This window comes from Microcoleus sp. S1D4, assembly GCF_036700765.1.
Lineage (GTDB): Bacteria > Cyanobacteriota > Cyanobacteriia > Cyanobacteriales > Microcoleaceae > Microcoleus.
Genome location: NZ_JAUBPP010000015.1, coordinates 152,021 through 172,266, shown reverse-complemented (window position 1 = coordinate 172,266; position 20,246 = coordinate 152,021). Strand labels below are relative to the sequence as shown.

General features: G+C 47.9%; 12 protein-coding genes. 2 read left to right on the top strand and 10 right to left on the bottom strand.

Translation table 11 applies throughout. The features are described from left to right. Nucleotides 1-39: 39 nt before the first annotated feature. The 5 genes from QT998_RS17340 to QT998_RS17320 form a co-directional block, all read right to left on the bottom strand. Nucleotides 40-1,305: an ABC transporter permease gene (locus tag QT998_RS17340; protein ID WP_333115946.1), complete on the bottom strand. Its 1,266-nt coding sequence runs from the start codon at nucleotides 1,303-1,305 to the stop codon at nucleotides 40-42. Between the two features lie 184 nt (nucleotides 1,306-1,489). Further along, the gene (locus tag QT998_RS17335) at nucleotides 1,490-3,304 is read right to left on the bottom strand and encodes an efflux RND transporter periplasmic adaptor subunit (RefSeq protein ID WP_333115942.1); all 1,815 of its coding nucleotides are present in this window, start codon (nucleotides 3,302-3,304) and stop codon (nucleotides 1,490-1,492) included. A 240-nt stretch (nucleotides 3,305-3,544) separates the two neighbouring features. Next, nucleotides 3,545-4,345: a hypothetical protein gene (locus QT998_RS17330; protein ID WP_333088618.1), complete on the bottom strand. Its 801-nt coding sequence runs from the start codon at nucleotides 4,343-4,345 to the stop codon at nucleotides 3,545-3,547. Nucleotides 4,346-5,029: 684 nt separating this feature from the next. Next, nucleotides 5,030-6,298: a M16 family metallopeptidase gene (locus QT998_RS17325; protein WP_333088829.1), complete on the bottom strand. Its 1,269-nt coding sequence runs from the start codon at nucleotides 6,296-6,298 to the stop codon at nucleotides 5,030-5,032. 487 nt (nucleotides 6,299-6,785) lie between these two features. After that, nucleotides 6,786-8,051 carry a M16 family metallopeptidase gene (locus QT998_RS17320; protein ID WP_333088619.1) on the bottom strand — a complete coding sequence of 422 codons (1,266 nt, stop codon included), beginning with the start codon at nucleotides 8,049-8,051 and terminating at the stop codon, nucleotides 6,786-6,788. A gap of 353 nt (nucleotides 8,052-8,404) precedes the next feature. On the opposite strand from QT998_RS17320, the gene QT998_RS17315 reads away from it, so the two are divergent. Continuing rightward, on the top strand, nucleotides 8,405-9,433 hold the full coding sequence (locus QT998_RS17315) for a hemerythrin domain-containing protein (RefSeq protein WP_333088620.1): 1,029 nt from the start codon (nucleotides 8,405-8,407) through the stop codon (nucleotides 9,431-9,433). A gap of 278 nt (nucleotides 9,434-9,711) precedes the next feature. Here the strand turns inward: QT998_RS17315 and QT998_RS17310 are convergent, their stop codons facing one another. From QT998_RS17310 to QT998_RS17295, 4 genes are all read right to left on the bottom strand, one after another. Then, the gene (locus tag QT998_RS17310) at nucleotides 9,712-10,572 is read right to left on the bottom strand and encodes an SDR family oxidoreductase (protein WP_333088622.1); all 861 of its coding nucleotides are present in this window, start codon (nucleotides 10,570-10,572) and stop codon (nucleotides 9,712-9,714) included. Nucleotides 10,573-10,949: 377 nt separating this feature from the next. After that, nucleotides 10,950-13,514 carry an SdrD B-like domain-containing protein gene (locus tag QT998_RS17305; protein ID WP_333115940.1) on the bottom strand — a complete coding sequence of 855 codons (2,565 nt, stop codon included), beginning with the start codon at nucleotides 13,512-13,514 and terminating at the stop codon, nucleotides 10,950-10,952. A gap of 318 nt (nucleotides 13,515-13,832) precedes the next feature. After that, a complete protein-coding gene (locus QT998_RS17300) occupies nucleotides 13,833-13,997 on the bottom strand; it encodes a hypothetical protein (protein ID WP_333115938.1) in 165 nt (54 codons plus the stop codon). 176 nt (nucleotides 13,998-14,173) lie between these two features. Continuing rightward, a complete protein-coding gene (locus QT998_RS17295) occupies nucleotides 14,174-16,105 on the bottom strand; it encodes an SdrD B-like domain-containing protein (protein WP_333115935.1) in 1,932 nt (643 codons plus the stop codon). A 126-nt stretch (nucleotides 16,106-16,231) separates the two neighbouring features. Here QT998_RS17295 and QT998_RS17290 point away from each other — a divergent pair, with 126 nt between their 5' ends. After that, nucleotides 16,232-17,050 carry a peptidoglycan-binding domain-containing protein gene (locus tag QT998_RS17290; protein ID WP_333218087.1) on the top strand — a complete coding sequence of 273 codons (819 nt, stop codon included), beginning with the start codon at nucleotides 16,232-16,234 and terminating at the stop codon, nucleotides 17,048-17,050. A 1,194-nt stretch (nucleotides 17,051-18,244) separates the two neighbouring features. Here QT998_RS17290 and QT998_RS17285 read toward each other — a convergent pair. After that, on the bottom strand, nucleotides 18,245-20,119 hold the full coding sequence (locus QT998_RS17285; RefSeq protein ID WP_333218085.1) for a DUF1565 domain-containing protein: 1,875 nt from the start codon (nucleotides 20,117-20,119) through the stop codon (nucleotides 18,245-18,247). Between the last annotated feature and the right edge of the window lie 127 nt (nucleotides 20,120-20,246).

The following is a 20,246-nucleotide window of genomic DNA, read 5'->3' as shown; positions in this document are numbered from 1 at the left end:
TTCGGCAATTTCTAATTGTACCCCACGACCGGCTCAATTTCAATCATTGCGTAAAGCTGCGATCGGATCTAAGCGAGCCGCATTCCTGGCCGGCAATACTCCTGCTAATAGCCCGACGGTAAAAGATAGCCCAAAACCTGCTGTAATCGACCATACAGACACCACAAATGGAAATTTGAAGGCTGTCGCGGCCCCAAAGGCGATCGCAATTCCCAACCCAATACCCGCCGTTCCTCCCACGGTGGACACTAAAATAGATTCCGCCATAAATTGAATCAGAATTGCTGCATTAGTAGCACCTACCGCTTTGCGAATCCCGATTTCCTTTGTGCGCTCCACAACAGACACCAACATAATATTAGCAATACCGATGCCGCCAACAACCAAAGAAATTCCGGCGATCGATCCCACCATAACTGTAAATAAACCTATCACATTGCTGAAAGTATTAACAATCTCAGTTTGATTGACAACTCGAAAATCATCCGCTTGCGGCGGATAAATATTGTGGCGCAAACGCAGGATATTTTCAACTTGAAATTGAGCATCCGCTAAATCTGCTTCGCTGGCAGTTTCCAACCAAAAACCTGATATTGCAATCCCCGCCAAAGAATTTCTCCCCACAATCCGCGAAGACATATTTTTGAGGGGAATATACACTCTATCGTCCTGATCGGTTCCCCCTACAGACCCCTTAGTTTCCATCACTCCAATCACCTTGTAGCGGTTTCCCTGAATACGAATATCGGAGGATAGCGCATTAACTCCGGCTCCAAAAAGTTCGTCCCGCACCTTAGAACCGAGGACGACTACTGGCTCAGCAGCATTCAATTCATCCTCAGTAAAAAACCGTCCTTGTTGGGGTTGAATGTTCTTCACATCTGGATAGTTTAAATCTGTTCCTAAAATCGCAGTAAATGAATTTTGTCCGCCGTAAACGATTTGCACTTGGCGCTGCAAATAAGCGGTAATTGCTTTGACTGCGGGAGCTTGTTTGCCGATCGCCTTTGCGTCATCCCAAGTTAGGGTAGTAGCAGAACCGCTTCCCTGACTGACACCGCCCGATCGCGAAGCACCGGATAACACCAACAGCACATTTGTACCCAAAGATTTTAACTGTTCTTCTGTTGATTTTTGGACTCCTTGTCCTACCGAAGTAATGGCAATTACTGAAGATATCCCAATAATTACACCCAGCATGGTTAAACTGGTACGCAATTTGTTATTCCACAGCGCTTCTGTCGCCATGAAGGCGATTTGAAGGTTGGATATTTTCTTAATAGGTGGGCGAGTCTTTAATTTCATTAGGTAGTTGGGAATAGGTAATAGGTAATGGCTAAGTGAGGATTAAGATTTTTTTTTACCGCAGAGAGCGCAGAGAACACAGAGGGAGAGAAGAAAGAGATCGATATTTATGATGCCAACATATTTAATATGATTTATGCTCAATAATTAATCTGTGTTGTGCTTTCCTTCTTCATTTTTCCCACTAACGCAATCGCGTTCTACCACCTGGTTGCAAACCCGGTATCCCGCCCGATGGATTTTGCGATTTCGGCCGCAATCCGGCGGGTACACTAAGCAGCACTTTTTCATCTCCTTTCAAACCCGATCGCACTTCCGTCTTGTCATCCACCGTCATACCAGTTTTAATCGGCATAAAAGCAGGTTTGCCATCTTTTCCACCGGGAACAAATACCCCGGTTGCCCTTTGTTGGCGGACAATTGCCGCAGTGGGGACTACCAAAACATTTTTGAGCTCGCCTGCTTTAAACTCTACGTTGACATTCATCCCAGAACGCAGCATTTGTTTGTCATCAATAATTGCGGCTCTTACCTCAAAACTCGTCACATTTTGCTGGACGATCGACTGAGGGGAAATTTGAGTGATTTTACCGGCAAAGGTCTTTCCTGCAAAAGCATCGGCTTGAATAGACGCAGCTTGGCCGATCTGAATCTGAGCAATATTAGTTTCTGCTACGTTTGCGATTAATTGATTTTTTGAAGCTAAGGACAAAATCGAAGAAGAAGTCGCCGAAGAAACCGCACTTCCCGCCGTAGTTGGAGTCACAAAAGCGCCCGGATCTGCGTATTTGCGGGTGACAGTGCCGCTAAAAGGAGCCCGCAACACAGTGTCATCGATCAGGGCTTGAACGCTTTGCAGGCTGCCTTTAGCGGAGAGAACTTGGGCGCGGGCTTGGTCGATTTCTTCGGGGCGAGAACCGGCTTCTAGCAGCGCTAAAGCTTGCTGTTTTTGCTCGACAGCGGCGCGGGCTTGGGCGATTTCTTCGGGGCGCGCGCCCGATCGCACCAAGGCCAAAGCTTGCCGTTTCTGCTCCACTGCAGCCCGCCCTGCAGCGATATCTTCGGGGCGTGCGCCCGATCGCGCTAGGGCCAAAGCTTGCCGTTTCTGCTCCACTGCAGCCCTAGCTGCTGCGATTTCTTGGGGGCGAGCACCCGCTTTCAGCAAAGCTACAGCTTGTTCGGCTTGTCTGACTTGCGTGCCGGCTCGATCGCGCGCGGTGCGGGAATTGTTGACAACTTGTAAAGCAATCGCCCCAGCAGTATAAAGTTCTTGATTTCTCTGAAACTCTTCCTCTGCCTGATTTTCAGCGTATTCGGCATCTTTGAGTTTGGCACTTGCTTGGGCGATATCTTCAGGCCGATTTCCCTCAAGCAATTTTTGTAAATTTGCCTGTTGTTCTGCCACTTGTGCCTCGGCGACGACAATCTCCTGAGTTCGATTGCCATTGAGCAATTTTTGTAAATTTGCCTGTTGTTCAGCTAATTGCGCCTCAGCGACAGCAACATCTTGGGTTCGATTACCGTTGAGCAATTTTTCCAGACTTGCCTGTTGTTCTGATAAAACTGCCTTAGCCGAAGCAATATCTTGGCTTCGATTACCGTTGAGCAATTTTTGCAAGTTTGCTTCGGCGGCTGCGAGTTGTCCGCGAGTTTGAGTAAGTTGGCCTTGGAGGTTGGAGTCGTCCATGTAGGCGAGAATCTGCCCTTTTTCAACGCTATCTCCTTCGTTGACAAGCAAACTTTTGAGCATTCCTGAAGTTTTGGGACTGACGTTGACGGAACGTTCCGGCACAATCGTGCCGTTTGCCGAAATTGTAATCGGCAGGTTGAGCCTTTCTACAGCAACGGTTTTTTCCTTGCGCCCGGTTTCGCTACGCTGTTGGACTGCGAATTGGCTGTAAGCTGTGTAGCCTGCTCCTGCCAGCAATCCGGTGGCGAGAAGCCCGCCCAGCCAGGGAGTCAGCTCTTTTTTAATGTGAAAGTTTTTTACAAGGTACATATTCTAAAAAAGTACATATAGATTAGACCTGATGGGTCTGTCTGTTATTTAGACCGATCGCGCACACTAAAGGTTCAATGGCAGCGTGCTGATTTTTTTGTGGCTTTTAATGCTTGCGGGCGATCGTCCCAGAAATCAGTAGAATTCATCAGTTAAAAATTTTGGGCGATCGGCAAATCACCCAATCTGACGCAGCCGAATCAACTTAAAAAGTTAAATACACAACTTGGGAGAATGTAACTACTCTAATCCAGATTGCTGCAACGCTTGTGCTAGCAAATCTACAACCTTTAGACATTCCCCCCATTCGTTTAAATAATTAAAATTTAGCCGATCGCCCTGTACCTTCACAACACCCAATACATCTTTCCACTGCCTTTTAAAAACAGCCCCATTCTGTTTATAGAAACAGAGTTTTTGCAGAATGATATCTTCGGCTGAATAAATATAAATTCCTCGCTCCGATCCAGCACTCGTAACGTGCAACTGGCGGCGGTTCATCACAGAAACCGAAAAAGGATCGTCATTACTCATTACAAAAAAATGAGCCTTTTCAATGGCAGGCAAATAAATCACATTAAAAGACGATTTGCGAGGTAAACTTTTAGATCTAAAAACTGCTTCAAATACCGCCGATTCGCTAATATAAAAATCGTCGGACATGGCGCAGATTAGTTGTGCCGCTTGCTGTGGCAAAATATTAATTATCAAATCTAAATTTTTTGTAGCTCTGTTTTCTCCCAGCAAAGAACTTGCCACAGAGCCACCAACTAAATAGGAAATGCCTAACGGTTCCAGAATATCGGCTATTTTTCGCGCCAACCAAATTGGATTTTGAATCACCAAATCACCCCAATTATAAGTATAAAATAAAATATTTATCCAATCAGAACCCAAGCGCCGTTTAATAAATTCCTGCCTTTTAAATACAGGATTTGCACTCTTGTACTGGCTTTCTATTCCCGATATTGCTAGGCTCCGCACGGCTCGATTAAAGTCGATGGCGAGAGTTACTTTTGCTTGGGGAGTCAGCCGCTGCAACAGTTAAAACATCAGCAATTCGGCTTCTATACTGGTACCAAATAATTGCGGTTTGTATCCATATCTGACTTGAGTTACTGGGATTAACATCAATTTTTTTGTGCAGTAAACTTAGATCGCACGCGATCGATTACCATAACAAAAACGGTTTGTCGTGCGGACTTCAATCCGCTTTCTGTCCCAGAACCCAAGTTCGCACGCGCGATGGATTTTTATGGCGGTTCATCCATATAATATGACATTTTTGCAAAAACTCTTGGATTGTATAAAACCGCAAATAAACGCAGATAAACGCAGATATCTTTTAGACAAACTAAGTTCCAGAGTCTGCTTGAAAGTTTGTTTTACCCTTGAAAAGTTTGGCTTGCTGGGAAGTTAAACAGGGGAATATTGGATCGAACATTCAATAGAATGAGAGCCTCCGGATCTGCGTTACCAGGCTCTGCCTGGTAACGAGTAATATCAAATCCGGTAGCATCGGAATGATTCAGATATATATTCTCGGACTCTGTGTACTCTGTGTTCTAGCGCCGGTTAAAGCATTCCGATGCAAGCGAAAACGATATAATACCATTTTTATAAAGATGTGCTGATGAAGTCTTAGCCCCCCCCGATGCTTTGGGGGAGTTGGGGGGGGTAATATCTAGCGCTACTTTATGAAATTGGTATAAACTCACAAATTTTTCAACAAACAGCCATCACGCCCAATTCCTGGATCGCCGCCTCCGGGCCAACCAGAGAAATATACGGTTCGATGAAGTATTTCTTAGCAGCTTCCTGAGCTTGGGCTGTCGTAACTGCAGCAATTTCTGCTTGAAATTGCTCGTCAAATTTAATTCCCAATTCCAAAATTTCGTACCAGCCTAAAACTTGGGCAATTTGCGAATTAGTTTGTTTTCCTAAAGCATATTGACCAAGCATTTTATTCTTGCAATCTTGCAATTCTTCTTCGCTTAGTTGGGTATTGGCTAGCCGATCGACCTCAGTACGCAATCCTTCAAAAGCTGTCACCGTATTTTCCGGTGCTGTACCCATGTACGCGACAAACTGAGCCGCGTCTAGGCGTGTCGCGTAGAGGGCGGAAACGTCGTAAGCTAAACCCCGTTTTTCCCGCAATTCCACAAACAACCGGCTCGACAAACCGTTACCCAAATAGGTATTGAGCAACTTAATTGCTGCGTAGTCGGGATTTTTTACCGAGGGTGCAAGGTAGCCGAGCAAAATCACTGATTGCTGGGTATCTTGCGCTTTAGCTACGGTTTGAGGGGAGGGCGTGAGGGGGGAGAAGTTTAAGGTGGGTAGGGGTGTTAAAGGTGCTTTCCAGGAGCCAAACGTGCGATCGATCAGGGCGATCGCATCTTCGGTCGATATTCTGCCGGCTACAGAAATAACTACATTGTCGGGACGAAAATAGGTTTTGTGGAACTGTTCGAGATCGTTTCTGGTAAGCTTTGACATCGTAGCTTCCGTGCCCAAGGTAGAGAAAGCGTAGGGATGTTCTTTGTACATCGCCTGTCGCAATTGCTCGAAGGCGATCGCAAATGGCTGTTCTTGCTGCGATCGAATTGCTGATATGGCGATGCGGCGTTCGAGTTCGACTTCAGCTTCCGGGAAAGTGGGCGATCGCATCAATTCCGCCGCCAATTCCAAAATGTCTTGAAAATCGGCAGCAACCGTCTTCACACTAACTAAAAAATAATCTGTAGTCGAGTCTGTACCCAATCTCGCTCCCACCGATTCTACACGTTCGGCTATTTCCAGCGAAGAATGGCGATCGGTTCCCTTAGTCATTACCGCCGACAGCAAATGACACAATCCTGCTTGTTCGGGCTGTACGCAGCGACTACCGGCCCGCAGGAATATCCTAGCTGAAATAATATCTGCGGCTGGATTTTCTGCTGCTAAGACAACGATACCGTTATCTAAAATAGTGCGCTGGATTTCATTTTTCATCATTAATTTAGTTGATAATTGGGAATTGGGAATGTGTAATTGGGAAAAAGATAAGTTGGAATTACTCGATCGGCATTTTGCTATTTTCCATTTGGATCTTGTCACAATCGGGACTTACGCACGGGTGCTCAGAAACCGGGTTTTTCACGAAAAGACGCGCTGTAGTTCACAGATGAAGTAAAAAAACCGGTTTCTTTGATAGTGGTGCGTTCCAGACTGATGCTGTCAGACCGGCTAGGGTTGGACGCACAATATCTAAATGTAACAAAATCTACTCGATCCGGCTGCGCCGCCAGCACAAAAAACCCCGCACAAACAAACATCTATCCGGTACAAAAGATATTAGACCTTTTTTGCAAAATCGGAAAATACCCTGAAATCATCTGGGTGAATCAGTGTTTATCTGTTTGATATCTGCGGTTTCTCTATCGAGTCCGTGACTTCTCCTGTGAAATCTGAAGTCTATTGATATTCACTTGCTTAACAATCAAACAGGCTTGAGCACCACAGCCGCGTAGCGACGGGGAGATAAATATTGTTGAGCTAGGCGCTGCAGGTCTAATGGTTGAAATGCTTTAATCGTGGTGGGATAGCTGAGCGCTAATTCGGCAGTGGCGATCGTACTGTAATATCCGTAAAGACCGGCTAACTGTCCCGGCGTTTCGATCGAAAAAGCAAAGTCATTGCACAGCAAACGCTTACAGCGCATCAGTTCTGCCTCCGAAACCGGCTCAGATTGCAATTCCCAAAGCCGATCGCAAATCCGAGCTTCCACCTGTTCGATATCATCCGCTTCCAAGACTGCACTAATAGTAAACAAACTAGATTCTCGTTGTAGCGAGAAAGAGCTTTCTATCGCCTCTACCAATTGTAATTCTTCGCGCAGTTCCCTGACCAAACGCGAAGTCCGCCCGTCTGCGAGCAACACTGAGAGCAAATCTAAGCCGCAAGCATTTTGCAACTGTTCAACTCCCGGCCCAGTCCAGGCCATCATCAGCCGCCCTTGTTCCAGTCGGGGGATGCGGAGTTCCTGACGGCGGATTTCTACCAGCGGCGGTTCCGCTTCTGCTGCAAATTTGGGACATTCCCACGGATCGGAAAATTGATCGAATGCTTTCTCTGTGATGTCTCTGGCTTGTTGTTCATCAATTCCCCCGACTATCACCACAGTCATATTATCCGGCTGATAGTGCCACCGATGAAAACACCGCATTTCGTGGGGAGTTCGCGACATCAGCAACTCTTCGGTTCCTAATACCGATCGCCTGTAGGGATGTCGCTGGTAAACTGTTTCCATCAATGCTTGGAAACCCAGCCAATCGGGACTGTCTTGAGCTTGGCGGATTTCTTCGAGCACCACATCTCGTTCGCGATCGAATTCTGCATCGGGAATCGCAGCGCGCAGCAGCAATTCTGCCAGTGGCTGCGCCGTTTCTGCTAAATAATCAGCCGCAGAGTTGACGAAAAAATGGGCGTAGTCGTGACTTGTAGCTGCATTGGCGACACCGCCGCGATTTTCGATTACCCGGTCAAATTGTCCTGGGGCGATCGAATCCGTCCCTTTAAATATCATGTGTTCGAGAAAATGAGCCATTCCCGACCAAGCATCGGTTTCCCGCGTAGCGCCAGCCCTCACCCACACGTCTAGCGCAACCACAGGTGTGGCCGGCATCCGTTGGTGAATGACCGTTAACCCATTGTGCAGCTTCCAGACATTGGCTGGGAACTCTAAAGCAGCGAGCAGTTGAGACAAGCTAGTTATTCTTAAACTTTAGTTAACTTCGGCTGCAACTATGGTAGCGCTTTACTGATTTGCGATCTGGATTAATTGATACAAAACTCAGTTGACTGTTGGCTGTTGGCTGTTGGTTGTTGGCTGTTGGCTGTTGGCTGTTGACTGTTGGCTGTTATTAAGGGTAATTTTGGCTTTTTTTTAAAACGACCTTAGCCTTAATCTATTATCATTTCTTGGGTTAAAAGTCAATAGGTTGCGCGGGATATTAATGAATCAGTCGGGAGAAAGAGGAAGCGATCGGAATATTCCAATAAATTAAAAGATATCAGAACACGAAAGAACACTAAAGACATCGAGAGGAGACACGACAGATGGTAGCTACCTTAGAAGATACAAAGCGCCAAGCGATCGCAACTAAATTAGCAGACATGAAAGCAGTGCAAAATCTGCTAATTGCTAACGAACAATTGTTTATCAATTCCTGCAACGATTCCGAACTGTGCGATCGCTTCCGCGATATGCTCGAAGACGATCGCAAAAACTTGGGCGTACTGGAAACTACGATCGTCCAATACGGGGTTCAAAGTGAACCCAAAGAAACCACCACAAAAATGATCGAAGCAGTTCACAAACTAATGAAAGGTTCTGAACTCACAATGTTTGAAAAAGTGGGTCAGCACGAACTGCTCAAACACCAACAAACAATGGCCGGAATGTTAGTTCACAAAGCCGCTCAAGTAGTCGGCGCAGACATCGAAGCAGCCATTACTCCCCTCAACACAGTTAACTTTGAAAACCGCGCTCACCAAGAACAACTCAAAGGAGTTCTCGAAATTTTGGGCGTGCGCGAACTCACCGGAAAAGACCCCGACCAAGGCGTTTGGGCTCGCGTCCAAGATGCTGTAGCTGCTATGAGCGGCATCATCGGCGGTGCTGTCACCCGCAGCAAAGATGAGATGAACATTGTCGAAATTATCACAATGGATCACCGCAAAGTCGATACCCTATTTATGGAAATCGAAAAAACCGACGAGCCTCAAAAACTGCAAGAATTCTTCGGTCAAATTTACAAAGACTTAAGCGTGCACGCAGAAGCCGAAGAACAAATAGTTTATCCAGCAGTTCGCAGCTACTACACCGATACCCAAGAACTGTACGACGAGCAAGCAGAAATGAAGCAAATGCTCGCCAAAATCAAGGCAATGAACCCCAGTTCTGCGGATTTCAAAGCTCAAATCAAACAGCTTAAAACAGCGGTTCAGGATCACGTCAAGCAAGAAGAAGGCGATATGTTCCCTCAAATTCGCCGCAACCTGAGCGAAGCCCAAATGGAACAAATGGCTACTCAATTCAAAGAAGCAAAAAGCACGATTCAGCAAGAAATGGCTAAGATGAGCTAATTCAGCAGTAAGCTAATTTCCACTCTAGCAAAACTAGAGGATAGTTAAACTGCAACCTATAAATCCCGCTACCAAGGTGGCGGGATTAATGTTTTTTGTGGAAAACAATATATTACTTGTAGCGGCGGGTTTCACGACAGATTTTTCGGGTAATTAAAGAGATAAATAAACCCGCCTTTTTCCTTATTTGGTTGTGGGGGCGGGTTTATTTGTTTGGTGAATTTTATCAAAGATTGTTGGTAAAACCCGCCCCTACGAGCATCGGAATCGAGAAGATTCTATCCGTTAATCACAGAGCCGCCGTTGGGGTGCAAAATTTGACCCGTCATGTAAGACGAATCTTTTGAAGCTAAAAACACGTAACAGGGAGCAACTTCATCGGGTTGACCGGGGCGTCCCAAGGGCGTGTCTGCACCAAATTTCGCAACTTTTTCTTCGGGAAAAGTTGCAGGAATTAGAGGTGTCCAAATCGGGCCGGGGGCGACTCCGTTGACGCGAATTCCTTTCTCAGCTAAACTTTGAGACAAAGAGCGGGTAAAGGCAACAATTGCTCCTTTTGTGGAGGAGTAATCTAGCAATTGTTGGTTGCCTTTGTAGGCGGTGACTGAGGTAGTGTTGATAATTGCACTTCCTTCTTTGAGGTGTTTTAGAGCGGCTTTTGTGAGGTAAAACATTGAGAAAATGTTGGTGCGGAAGGTGCGCTCTAATTGTTCGGCGGTGATGTCTTCGATGCTTTCTTGGGGATGCTGTTCGGCGGCGTTGTTGACGAGGATGTCGAGGCGGCCGAATTCTTTAACTGTTTGTTCTACAAGGTTTTGGCAGACGCTTTCTTCGCCGATGTCGCCGGCGATCGCAATACAGCGGCGGCCGAGTTGTTCGATCGCCCCTTTAGTCTTTTTAGCATCTCCATCTTCGTTGAGATAGCCGATCGCCACGTCCGCCCCTTCCTTAGCAAATGCCAGGGCCGCGGCGCGCCCGATACCGCTGTCTCCGCCGGTAATTAAGGCTACTTTGCCGCGCAGTTTGTCGCTGCCGCGATACTCGGAGGCAAAGGATTCAGGTTGCGGAGTCATTTGAGATTCGATGCCCGGTTGCTGTTCTTGATGTTGAGCCGGATTGGTTTGTTGTTGAGCTGGCATAACATATTCCTCTAAGTTCTACCTTCATAAATAAAGGTTTTTTCGAGGTAGCGAATCCTTCTTTTTGCCGATCGCACTCTACGACTAAAGACAGTTTGGGCGATCGGCACCCGCTTGTTAGGATCTTGACTAGCATCCAGTCGCGATTTCCGTAGGGACTCGGGTCACCAACAATACCGACCAATAATTGAAAATCTCAAAAAGCCTTCCCAAGCCTGGATATTACCGTAGTTCGATCGGACTTGATATAAATCCTAAAGGTATTTATGCAAAAGTCGCGATCGCAGCAAAATGCACCCCAAAATCATGTTTTGAGGTGCAGTTTAAACCAGCTAGCTGCTAATTGCTGAGTCTCAAACTAGAGAATCCAATTAACCTTAAAACAGCGGAGTCGAAGTTGGAGCGCCCAACAGTAATTTAGGTTCATCGAGCTTCTGAGCTTCTAAAAACGTGACAATTGAAGCTTCCGCCGCGTCTTTCAACCCGTTGAAGTCAAAGCTACTTACGCCTGCAGTTTCAGGAGCGAGCAAGCTATCGACACTGCTCGCTTGCACCACAGCGGAACTGCCGCCGTTGGTCAAAGGATCGATGCTAGCAGCAGCCACACCCGTGTCGCCAGTCAACAAATCGAGGCTAGAACCAGTTACAGTTGCCGCTGGTAGAGGCACCGAAGGCGAAGTATTCGGGCCTGGCACGTTAAAGGTAACAGGATTGGGCCCGGTTGGGATCGGGAACGGATTTTGAACGCTCGGATCGAAGACTTCCAAAACCGAGTAGTTCTCAGGGAACAAATTGGGAAATACAGCAATCCCGTTAGCATCCGTTCTTACCAGAGGTTCAGTTGCCGGATCGTAGCGGCCGTTCTTATTCAAATCCAGAGTAAATGGGATATCGACCAAGGGCGGTTCGCCTGAATCTTGTGTGCCGTCGCGGTTGTCGTCTCGGAATTTAGGAACCCGTAGGTCATAGGTGCGAGAGTTGCCAATCAAAGCGCAGGTAAAAGTTTGATTGGGGCCCAGAACAATATTCAGCGCTGGAGTCGTCTGGAAGAAACCAGGAGGAGGTACTTCTCGAAGGTTGTAAGTACCCGGAGTCAAATTGTTGAACGCAAAGCGACCAAACTGATCGGTAGTCGTAGTGGCTTCCCCTGCATCCAAAGCACCGTTGTTATTCGTATCGAGATAGACAGTAACGTTGGGAATCGCCGGTTCATTTCCGTCTCGATAGCTGTTGAGGTTAAAGTCCTCGAATTTGCAACCGGTGATGTTGCTGTTCGGCGTGTTGGCAAAGGTAACGTTAGCGTCCTGAGTGCTCAGAGTCACGGGAACAGCAACAGATGTAGAAGGCGAGAAACCAGCCGGTACGACTTCTCGCACGGTGTAACTGCCCGTTGCCAAGTTGGTAAATGCTCCTCTTCCTTGGGCATTAGTCTGTATTTGTTGTTCTCCGGTGTCAGCAACCCCATTATTGTTGGTGTCGATGAAGACGTTAACACCGCTAAGAGGTGCTTCACCCTGAATTGGCTCGTAGCGACCGTTTCCGTTCAGGTCATTGTATTTGAATACAGTGATGTTAGGCCGAGTGTTGCCCACACCAGCATTCGTTCCAGCGCCAGTATTAGCTCCCACAGGAGTAAAGGTAAGTGCCGGTGAGGGGTTAGTCGCTGGGAAAGCCAAAGGCGTGTTCGCAAAAATTGGTCGTACACCCGTTGCTGCAATAGAACTTTCCCCAGCCTGTTGAATGCCGTCGAAGTTGTTGTCTACGAATTTAGGGTCGTTTGGTTTCAGCGTATAGGTTGAGTCTGCTACTAACAGCGGTTGCTCTCTGCTGATCGAGGCTTGGAACCGTGCCTGCGGCCCTGGTGCAGAAACCTGAACGGGGTTGGGAGTGGTGGATACTGGAGCATTAAGGTTGCCGGGAGGAATGTTAGGCCCACCTACTTCGCTCAGAGAGTTTATTGGAAATACTTCCAAAACTGAATAATTTGCCGATCGCAAATTTTTAAAGGTAGCCACTCCGTTGACATCGGTGATGGCAACTGGTTCAGCGGAGGCTCCATCCCAGCGACCGTTCCCGTTCAAATCTAAAATGAAGGGTACGTTAGCAATGGGGGATTCCAAAACTCCACTGACCACATTTCGCGTGCCGCTGCGGTCTAGGTCCCGAAATTTGTTAATTTCAATTTGATAGAGCGGAGTGTCACCAACTTGAGCGCAGGCAAAGGTTTGGCCGGCGGCTACCGTTACGTCGAGTACGGGAATGTTGTTGGGTGGGGTGCTTTGGGGGAAATCTTGTGTTTCTAAAGGTTCTGCGGTCGGACTGTTAAGTCTTAGTCCGTTTGCATCAACTTGTGATGCGATCCGTTCTTCCCGAACTTTGTAGGTTCCGGGCGCTACGTCAAACGACCACGCACCATTTTTGTTTGTTAGGGTGTTGGGTTCGCCTGCATCGCGTTGGCCGTTGCCATTTATATCAAGATATATCCTGACATTTTTAATGCCCGGTTCATTCCCGTCTCGAAAGCCGTCGCCATTTACGTCTAGGTATTTGCATCCAACGATCCGGCTGCCCACAACTTGGGTGTTGCCAAAGAAAACGTTGGCGTTTGTGTTTCCAACAGTTACAGCGAGGGGATTGGGAGTCGTACTACGGAAACCTGCGGGTACTGTGGTTTCTGTGAGTACGTAGTTGCCGGGAACAAGATTTATGAATGAGAACCCTCCGTTGGCGTTTGTCAGTACGGAGACATCCCCTGCATCTAATGTGCCGTTGCTGCCGACGGCAGGTTCGAGGAGAATGGGGACGTTTGCCAGACCCGGTTCATTTGCCTGTCTGATCCCATCCGCATTCAAGTCATTGAACTTGATCCCTAAAATTGCCGGGCCTGCATTCCCAACCTGTAATTGCTGGGCAATCCGCTCTTCGTTAGTTAAATCTGCCATGATTTCTCTCCTTCACACCTAAATCCACGTTAATTACAGACTACTGTATGGGTTTGTCAATAGCTGAGTAGCTTTTGCTAGTCGCTGACAATTGCCACTCGATTTTACATACGTCTGCGCTTGAGGTAATGTTCCCCATCTCACACAACAATGCCTCAAGCTTTGTCGCTGGCAAGTATATCAGGTTTTGAAGAACCCTGGCAATTTGAGGGCAACCTCTTCAAGATTTGCACGCCTTCTGTGTCCCTACGTACTTGCTGTTTCGAGCTTTAAAAAGGCTAAGACTTAGTGTTCTCCCCGATATCTAGTCAGGCTGAATCATTCAGGTTTGTCAAGGTTCGCTGTGAAGAGGCGATCGCAGCCTCTGGGATTGCCAACCTGAAAAAACTTTAGACCGATCGAGCGATCGGACTCGAACTGACTTGCTTTGCCTGGAAATATGTCGGTCGGCGTTGGGGAACTGTCTGATAGTTTCTCACTCACGATCGATCCTACAGCCTCTGAATCTTGCACCCAATATACAAGCCTGCTTCGGAGTTGCCGGAACTTAGGCTTGAGTGTTGGAGGTTGCCAACAATACGGTATCACGCGATCGCCCTTTAACCACTTCCTGATTTTGATCTGCTGTTTGGCATTCCGGCGATCGAGCTTTTTTTACACTACATCACCGACAAATCCCTCGCACCCGACGGCACGAAAGAGTTTCCGAGATTCCAATTAATTAATTCGTTTTTATTGACAAATTCACCCACTTGTGCATTTAGCTCCCGACCGACATTCTGTTGCACCAAGTTAGGAAGATTGCCTAAACTCGCCGCTTGTCGATCGACCAAAAAATCACTAATTGGATAAATAGCACGACCAGCGCTCGAAAGCAAGCTATCCGCCGCCATCAAAGCCTCCGGTTCCGCCCCCGCAGAGTTGCCCCCATCCGTCAGCGAGTCGCCATTCAAAGATTTAGCCGATCGACCCTCAGCCTCTCCCGTCAGCAAATCGATACTGCTACCCCGAACATCTGACGAGACAACAACCACCGCAGGCGGAGTCGTTTGAATGAAGCCCGGAGGCTGAACTTCCCGGATTACGTAACTACCTACCGGAACGTTGCGGAAACTGTAATTCCCCTGACTGTCGCTCAAGGTACTCGCTTCGCCCGGATCTAAACTGCTGTTGTTGTTGAGGTCGATGTAAATTTGGGTATTGGCGATCGGCGGTTCCCCGGCATCGAGGCGACCGTTGGCATTAAAATCGTTAAACTTCACACCGCTAATCGTCCCCGTTACCAACACGTTACCAAAGCTGAGGTTAGTCGCATTTGTGCCGTTACCCACGGTAATCGGAGTCGGACTTGGCGTAGTTTGTCGAAAACCGGGCTGCGGGACTTCCCTCACGAAATAAGTGCCTTGGGGCAAGTTGATAAAAGAGAAATTGCCTTGGGGGTTGGTTAAAGTCGAAGGTTCGTTGGGATCGTTAGCGTTGTTGTTGTTGAGGTCGATGTAGATGGGCCAGTTGGCAACTCTCGGTTCCGTCGGTTCGTTGATACCGTTAGCGTTGAGGTCGTTGAACTTGAAGCCGCTGATGCTGCCGGTGGGGAAATTGTTGCCGAAGTTGACGCCGACAGCGTTAGTGTTGCCCGTAATGTCGATCGCCCCTGGATTTGGCGTAGTCTGAACCCATCCGGGCTGCTGAACTTCCCTCACCAAATAGCGACCGGGGGAAACATTGCCAAAAGTGTAGTTACCTTCCGGGTTAGTGATGGTATTCGGTTCGCCCGGATCGAGGCTGTTGTTGCCGTTGAGGTCGAGATAAATTTGCCAGTTAGCCAGAGGCGGGTCAGTCGCGTCTCGGATGCTGTTGGCATTCAGGTCATTGTACTTAATACCGCTGATGCTGCCGACAAAAAAGACATTGCCAAAATTGACGTTGTTGATATTGGCATTGGAAGTAACCTCAATCGGGCCAGGGTCTGGCGTAGTTTGGATAAAACCCGGTTGCTGGACTTCTCTCACCAAATATGTGTCTGCGGGAATATTGACAAATGCGTAATTGCCTTGAAGGTTTGTAACAGTAGAAGGTTCGCCGCCGTCGAGCCTGTTGTTACGGTTGAGGTCGAGATAAATTTGCCAGTTAGCTAGGGGTTGTTCCCCTGGGTCTTGGCTGCCGTTGCTGTTGATGTCGTTGAATTTTGTCCCGGCGATCGTCCCGGCGTTGAAGTTGTTGCCAAAATTGATATTGCCAGCAAAAGTCCCGCTGTTAATCGTGATGGGCGCGGGATTGGGCGTAGTTTGGCGAAAGTTCGGCTGCTGGACTTCCCTAACTTGGTAAGTTCCAGGCGGCAGGTTGACGAAGGTGTAGTTGCCTTGGGCGTTGGTGAGGGTGGAAGGTTCATTAAAGTCAAATCGATCGTTGTTGTTGAGGTCGAGGTAGATTTGCCAGTTAGGAATTGGCACTTCTGGGAGATCCGGGCGGCCGTTGGCGTTGAAGTCGTTGTATTTATTGCCGCTGATGCTGCCGACTTGGAAGTTGCCGATGTTGACATTGCCGATGTCTATTTGGCTGGCAGTTCTGGTGGGGATGGTGGATTCGGTCATGGTGTTGCTGTGGCCCAATGAACGCAATTCAATGTTTGCTCTACGGCAATCTAGCAGTTTTTTTGCCAATTGCAGCTATTTGAGGGGATTAATTTTTTGATCGGAGGGAAGCGCTGAGAATCAAAAATGCCCCATTCCCCATTCCCCATTCCCCATTCCCCATTCCCCATTCCCCATCCCTCCGCTTCGCTCCGCCCAATTTTGGCCAGATTTGATGTACGATCGCCAAGAGTTGTGCAGACAGAGGTCGAATTTTCCATGTCCCGAAACCAGACAGCACGCTGGAATGAAGCTCGCGAGGTTCTGAGTTGGCCCCTAGGCTGGGGTTTGTGCGGTTTTTTGGCAATAAGTTCGATCGCCTCCACTCCTGCTGCTGCACAGCTACGGGCCTCCGAACCCGCTAACAATAATAGCTCGATCGCCCAAACAGCCCAAACAGGTGCGATCGTCCGTCCGGCCATTAAATTGGGCAGCCGCGGCTCGGAAGTGCGCGAACTTCAAGCTGCTCTTGCATTGTTGGGATTTTACGCTGATAGTGTAGACGGGATTTTCTCGCAAAGCACCGCTAAAGCTGTGTCTCAGTTCCAGCAAGCAGCAGGCATCGCCCCAGACGGTATTGTCGGTCAAGATACTTGGAACCGGCTGTTTCCTGCGACTCCTGGGGCGATCGAAAGCCCGATCGCCAACAATCCTGCAACGGCAGAAAACTCAGAGATTAACCCACAACCGCAGCCCACCAATTTTCCGGTTTTGAGAAGAAGAATGCGGGGCCCGGCGGTCAGAGATTTGCAAGAACGACTGCGGGCGAAGGGATTTTTGCGCGCTAGTGCTGACGGCGTGTTCGGGGCGGAAACTCTAGCTGCTGTCAAGGCTGCTCAGCTACAATATCAACTACCAGCAGACGGCATTGTCGGCCGCGCTACTTGGGAAGCTTTGCTGCGCTGAAAGCCAGCAAATACTGTCGGATATAGCATTTCTCAGAAAGATGAGCTGTCGCTGGCCCGCGCAGGGCATCGGCCCGCGCAGGGCATAGGCCCGCGCCGGGCATACCTCACTTTCTTGACAACCGCTATATGCACATGGCGCGATCCTCTGCGAGGGCTAACGGGCGATCGTACAAATTGTTAAGTCCATCAACCTAATTAAACATACAGTCTGGAACTCTAAAAAGCCTGCTGTATATACCTTCTTCCTGATGACGCTGTACGGAAAGCTCCGAGGCGACAGCAAAACATGACGTTGGACTAATGACTAATGACTAATGATTAATGACTAATGACTAATGACTAATGACTTAAAAAGTGTCAAGTTTAGTAAAGAAAGTATTGTCATGGCGGAAGTTGGTGTTATGTTAAATACATGAGGGGCAGAACCAAGAAGCAAAAAAAACTTGGATAAAAAATTTGAAATTAGAGTATTTGTCCCGATCGACTCTAGTTCGCAGGCCATGCCTGAATCGTATAGTTTATTAGCAAAGAAAGGTTGATCTTGCGATCGAGATTTGTGAAATAGCTTGAGGCGATTTGAGAAATCGAATGTCAACAAGTTAGAATGGCGATCGCGCAGTCAAACACAGAAGTCTGCATAGGCTCCGCTATTAGCTATATCGCCCGCAGAGCAATTGCCAAAAAGTAAACTTTAGTAGTAGTTTTGCTGGATTTCAGCACAGCTAAAAACCCACTTGAATCAATTTAACTCACAAATGTTTTAGGGTCTGGCATCCGATATGCTAGGCCCTAAAATTTTGCGTGCAGTTGGCAGTTGGCAGTTGGTGGTTGGCAGTTGGTGGTTGGCAGTTGGTGGTTGGTGGTTGGCATTAGCTAATAAGCTGTTGCGGCATTTAAACTGTATATCAAAAAACAATAAAACAATGAGTGGGGTGTCCCGCCCTGAATATGCAATGTTTATTTGCGCTACACGTTACAGCTTAATAATATCGTTTCCGGCTGCATCGTCAGGTGATAAATTAGAGGGCAATTAATGAAGGATTTTTACAAATCACCACCTATCTCGGTGCAATTTTCAGTTATTCGATTCACAGTCAACAGTCAACAGTCAACATCATGAGGAATGCAACCGGAATTGATGATATAACAACAAACAACTGCCAACTGACTACTGCCAACTGCCAAGCCCATTTCATTTAATATCTTCAATGCGAGCATTCAAGCCGTTAACGGTGAGAATTTGGAGCAATTCGTCAGCTTTTTCGCGCTCCCGAAAAGCACCGGCTTGCATCACAGATCGCCCGTTGGTAAAAGTCCGAAAAGCATCGGGAACCAAGGAGAGTATTTTTTGTCTGTCGTTTGAACTCTGGGCATCCACCACAACTCGATACCGGAAACCCAAAGCAATAGCTCGATCGAATGACGGCAAATTCTCCAAACCTGCCACAGAATTCCCCCCTAAAATAGCAGGTACGTAGCCGCCCCTCCCTAGAGGAATGTTGCGGCCAGGAACCGGCAATTTACCCTCGGAAGAAACCGAACTAGAACTATCAAAATTGGGCGAAATTATTGGTTGCTCTACTGAACTTTCTCGAACAGATCGAGCATCGGGATCTGGTACGGGAATTGCGATCGCCCCTGGAACAATCGATGCAGCAGTGGCATTTATCGGAGCAATTTCTTGCCGCAACTGAGGGTTAGGCGACCTCATGGAAACAGGCTGTGGTGGCACAATTAGCGCTCTTTCAACTTGGGGAGTTAACCGCCCCGGAGTGTAAACAGGGAGAGAAGTTTCAGGGCCGCCGATACTCGCAGATCGATCGGACGTTAGCAGCAAACCACGGCCCGCAATGGGCGCAGGCGGGCTAAAAGTTCCAGCCACAGCTACCGAACCCGTCGTGCGATTGCTCAACAATTGATTGCCGTAAGCTGGGATTACTTGACCTTTCGCCGCATTATTGACATCGTACTGACCGTTGTTGCGAATGACATTACCCCCCGGTTCGGCAGCAGTTCCCAAATCCGGCAGAGCTCGGGCGATCGCCACAATTCCGTCCCGCTTGTTGCTTTCGATATAATTGTTACGCAGCACCGGTCTAGCATCAGCTTGCACCACTACGCCGTCCTTATTCCGAGTAATTTTGTTACCGATCAGCAGAGGCGAAGCGTTCTGCGCTACATTCACGCCAAATCCAGTGTCTTCAAACACATTATCTCGAACTTCCGGCCGGGAACTGCCAAAAATCGTAATCCCGTTAGCTCCATTTTTCGAGAAAACATTGCCGCCAATCGTCGGCCTTCCAGTTCCCACTACCGAAATCCCGTCGTGAGTGCTCCCCGAAAAAGTATTGTTGACAACCGTCGGAGAACTCGATTCGATCCACAAAGCGTAACCGCGATAGTTGGTATTTGTCACTGTCACCCCGCTAAGTCCCGCCCCGTCTGCGCCTAAAATTGCGATGTTTTGACCCGCCGAAGTCGGGCTGAGGAATTCTCCTCCGCCTTTGATCACAATATTCTGGCCGCGAGTGTTGGGATTTCCCTGCACCGTCACGCTGGGTCTGAGCATTAATGGAAATTTTTCGCCGCTTTGAGCGCTGTAAGTACCGGGAGCTAGTAAAATTGCTGTTTTGGGCGGGGCTACGCTTAAGGCGTAGGTGAGGGTTTTGAATGGCGATCGATCGCTCCCGTTACCTCCTGTGTCGCTACCGCCGCTAGAACTCACGTACAGTATGTTAATGTCGCTTTCTGCTGCTTGAGAAAGAATCTGCACCGGGGGGATACCCGCAGCGATAACTGAAGCTTGAGGGCTATAAAAAGCTGTGCTGGCAAAGACGAGCAGCAAGCAAGAACTTAAAGCTTTCCTTGGCGATGGCGTTCCGCCCCGCAAGCTACGATTTTCTTTGCACTCGCTCTGTTTTGAATTTAGAAACATAAAAAAACACAATTTATCTTTGAGCCAAATTTCGCATCCGCTGTTTTGTATCTGGTTCTGGCGATCGCATTTTAATTTCACCCGCCTGCTGGGGTTTTCTGCTGTTAATCTTTTGTGCTCTGCTAACCTCACGGCTCTCCTCCGAAGTGTGGTATGCAGTTTAACGATTCCACTTTGATCAAGTTTGATCTATTATGCTTTGTTTTTTTCAAATTCCCTAAAACTTAAAAATTTGTCAAATTTAGATCCGTTGAGGCGA

Coding starts and splice junctions, on each gene's coding strand:
- QT998_RS17335 (WP_333115942.1), bottom strand. CDS start 3,304: ATGTACCTTGTAAAAAACTTTCACATTAAAAAAGAGCTGACTCCCTGG.
- QT998_RS17340 (WP_333115946.1), bottom strand. CDS start 1,305: ATGAAATTAAAGACTCGCCCACCTATTAAGAAAATATCCAACCTTCAA.
- QT998_RS17305 (WP_333115940.1), bottom strand. CDS start 13,514: ATGGCAGATTTAACTAACGAAGAGCGGATTGCCCAGCAATTACAGGTT.
- QT998_RS17325 (WP_333088829.1), bottom strand. CDS start 6,298: ATGAAAAATGAAATCCAGCGCACTATTTTAGATAACGGTATCGTTGTC.
- QT998_RS17310 (WP_333088622.1), bottom strand. CDS start 10,572: ATGCCAGCTCAACAACAAACCAATCCGGCTCAACATCAAGAACAGCAA.
- QT998_RS17315 (WP_333088620.1), top strand. CDS start 8,405: ATGGTAGCTACCTTAGAAGATACAAAGCGCCAAGCGATCGCAACTAAA.
- QT998_RS17290 (WP_333218087.1), top strand. CDS start 16,232: ATGCCCCATTCCCCATTCCCCATTCCCCATTCCCCATTCCCCATTCCC.
- QT998_RS17295 (WP_333115935.1), bottom strand. CDS start 16,105: ATGACCGAATCCACCATCCCCACCAGAACTGCCAGCCAAATAGACATC.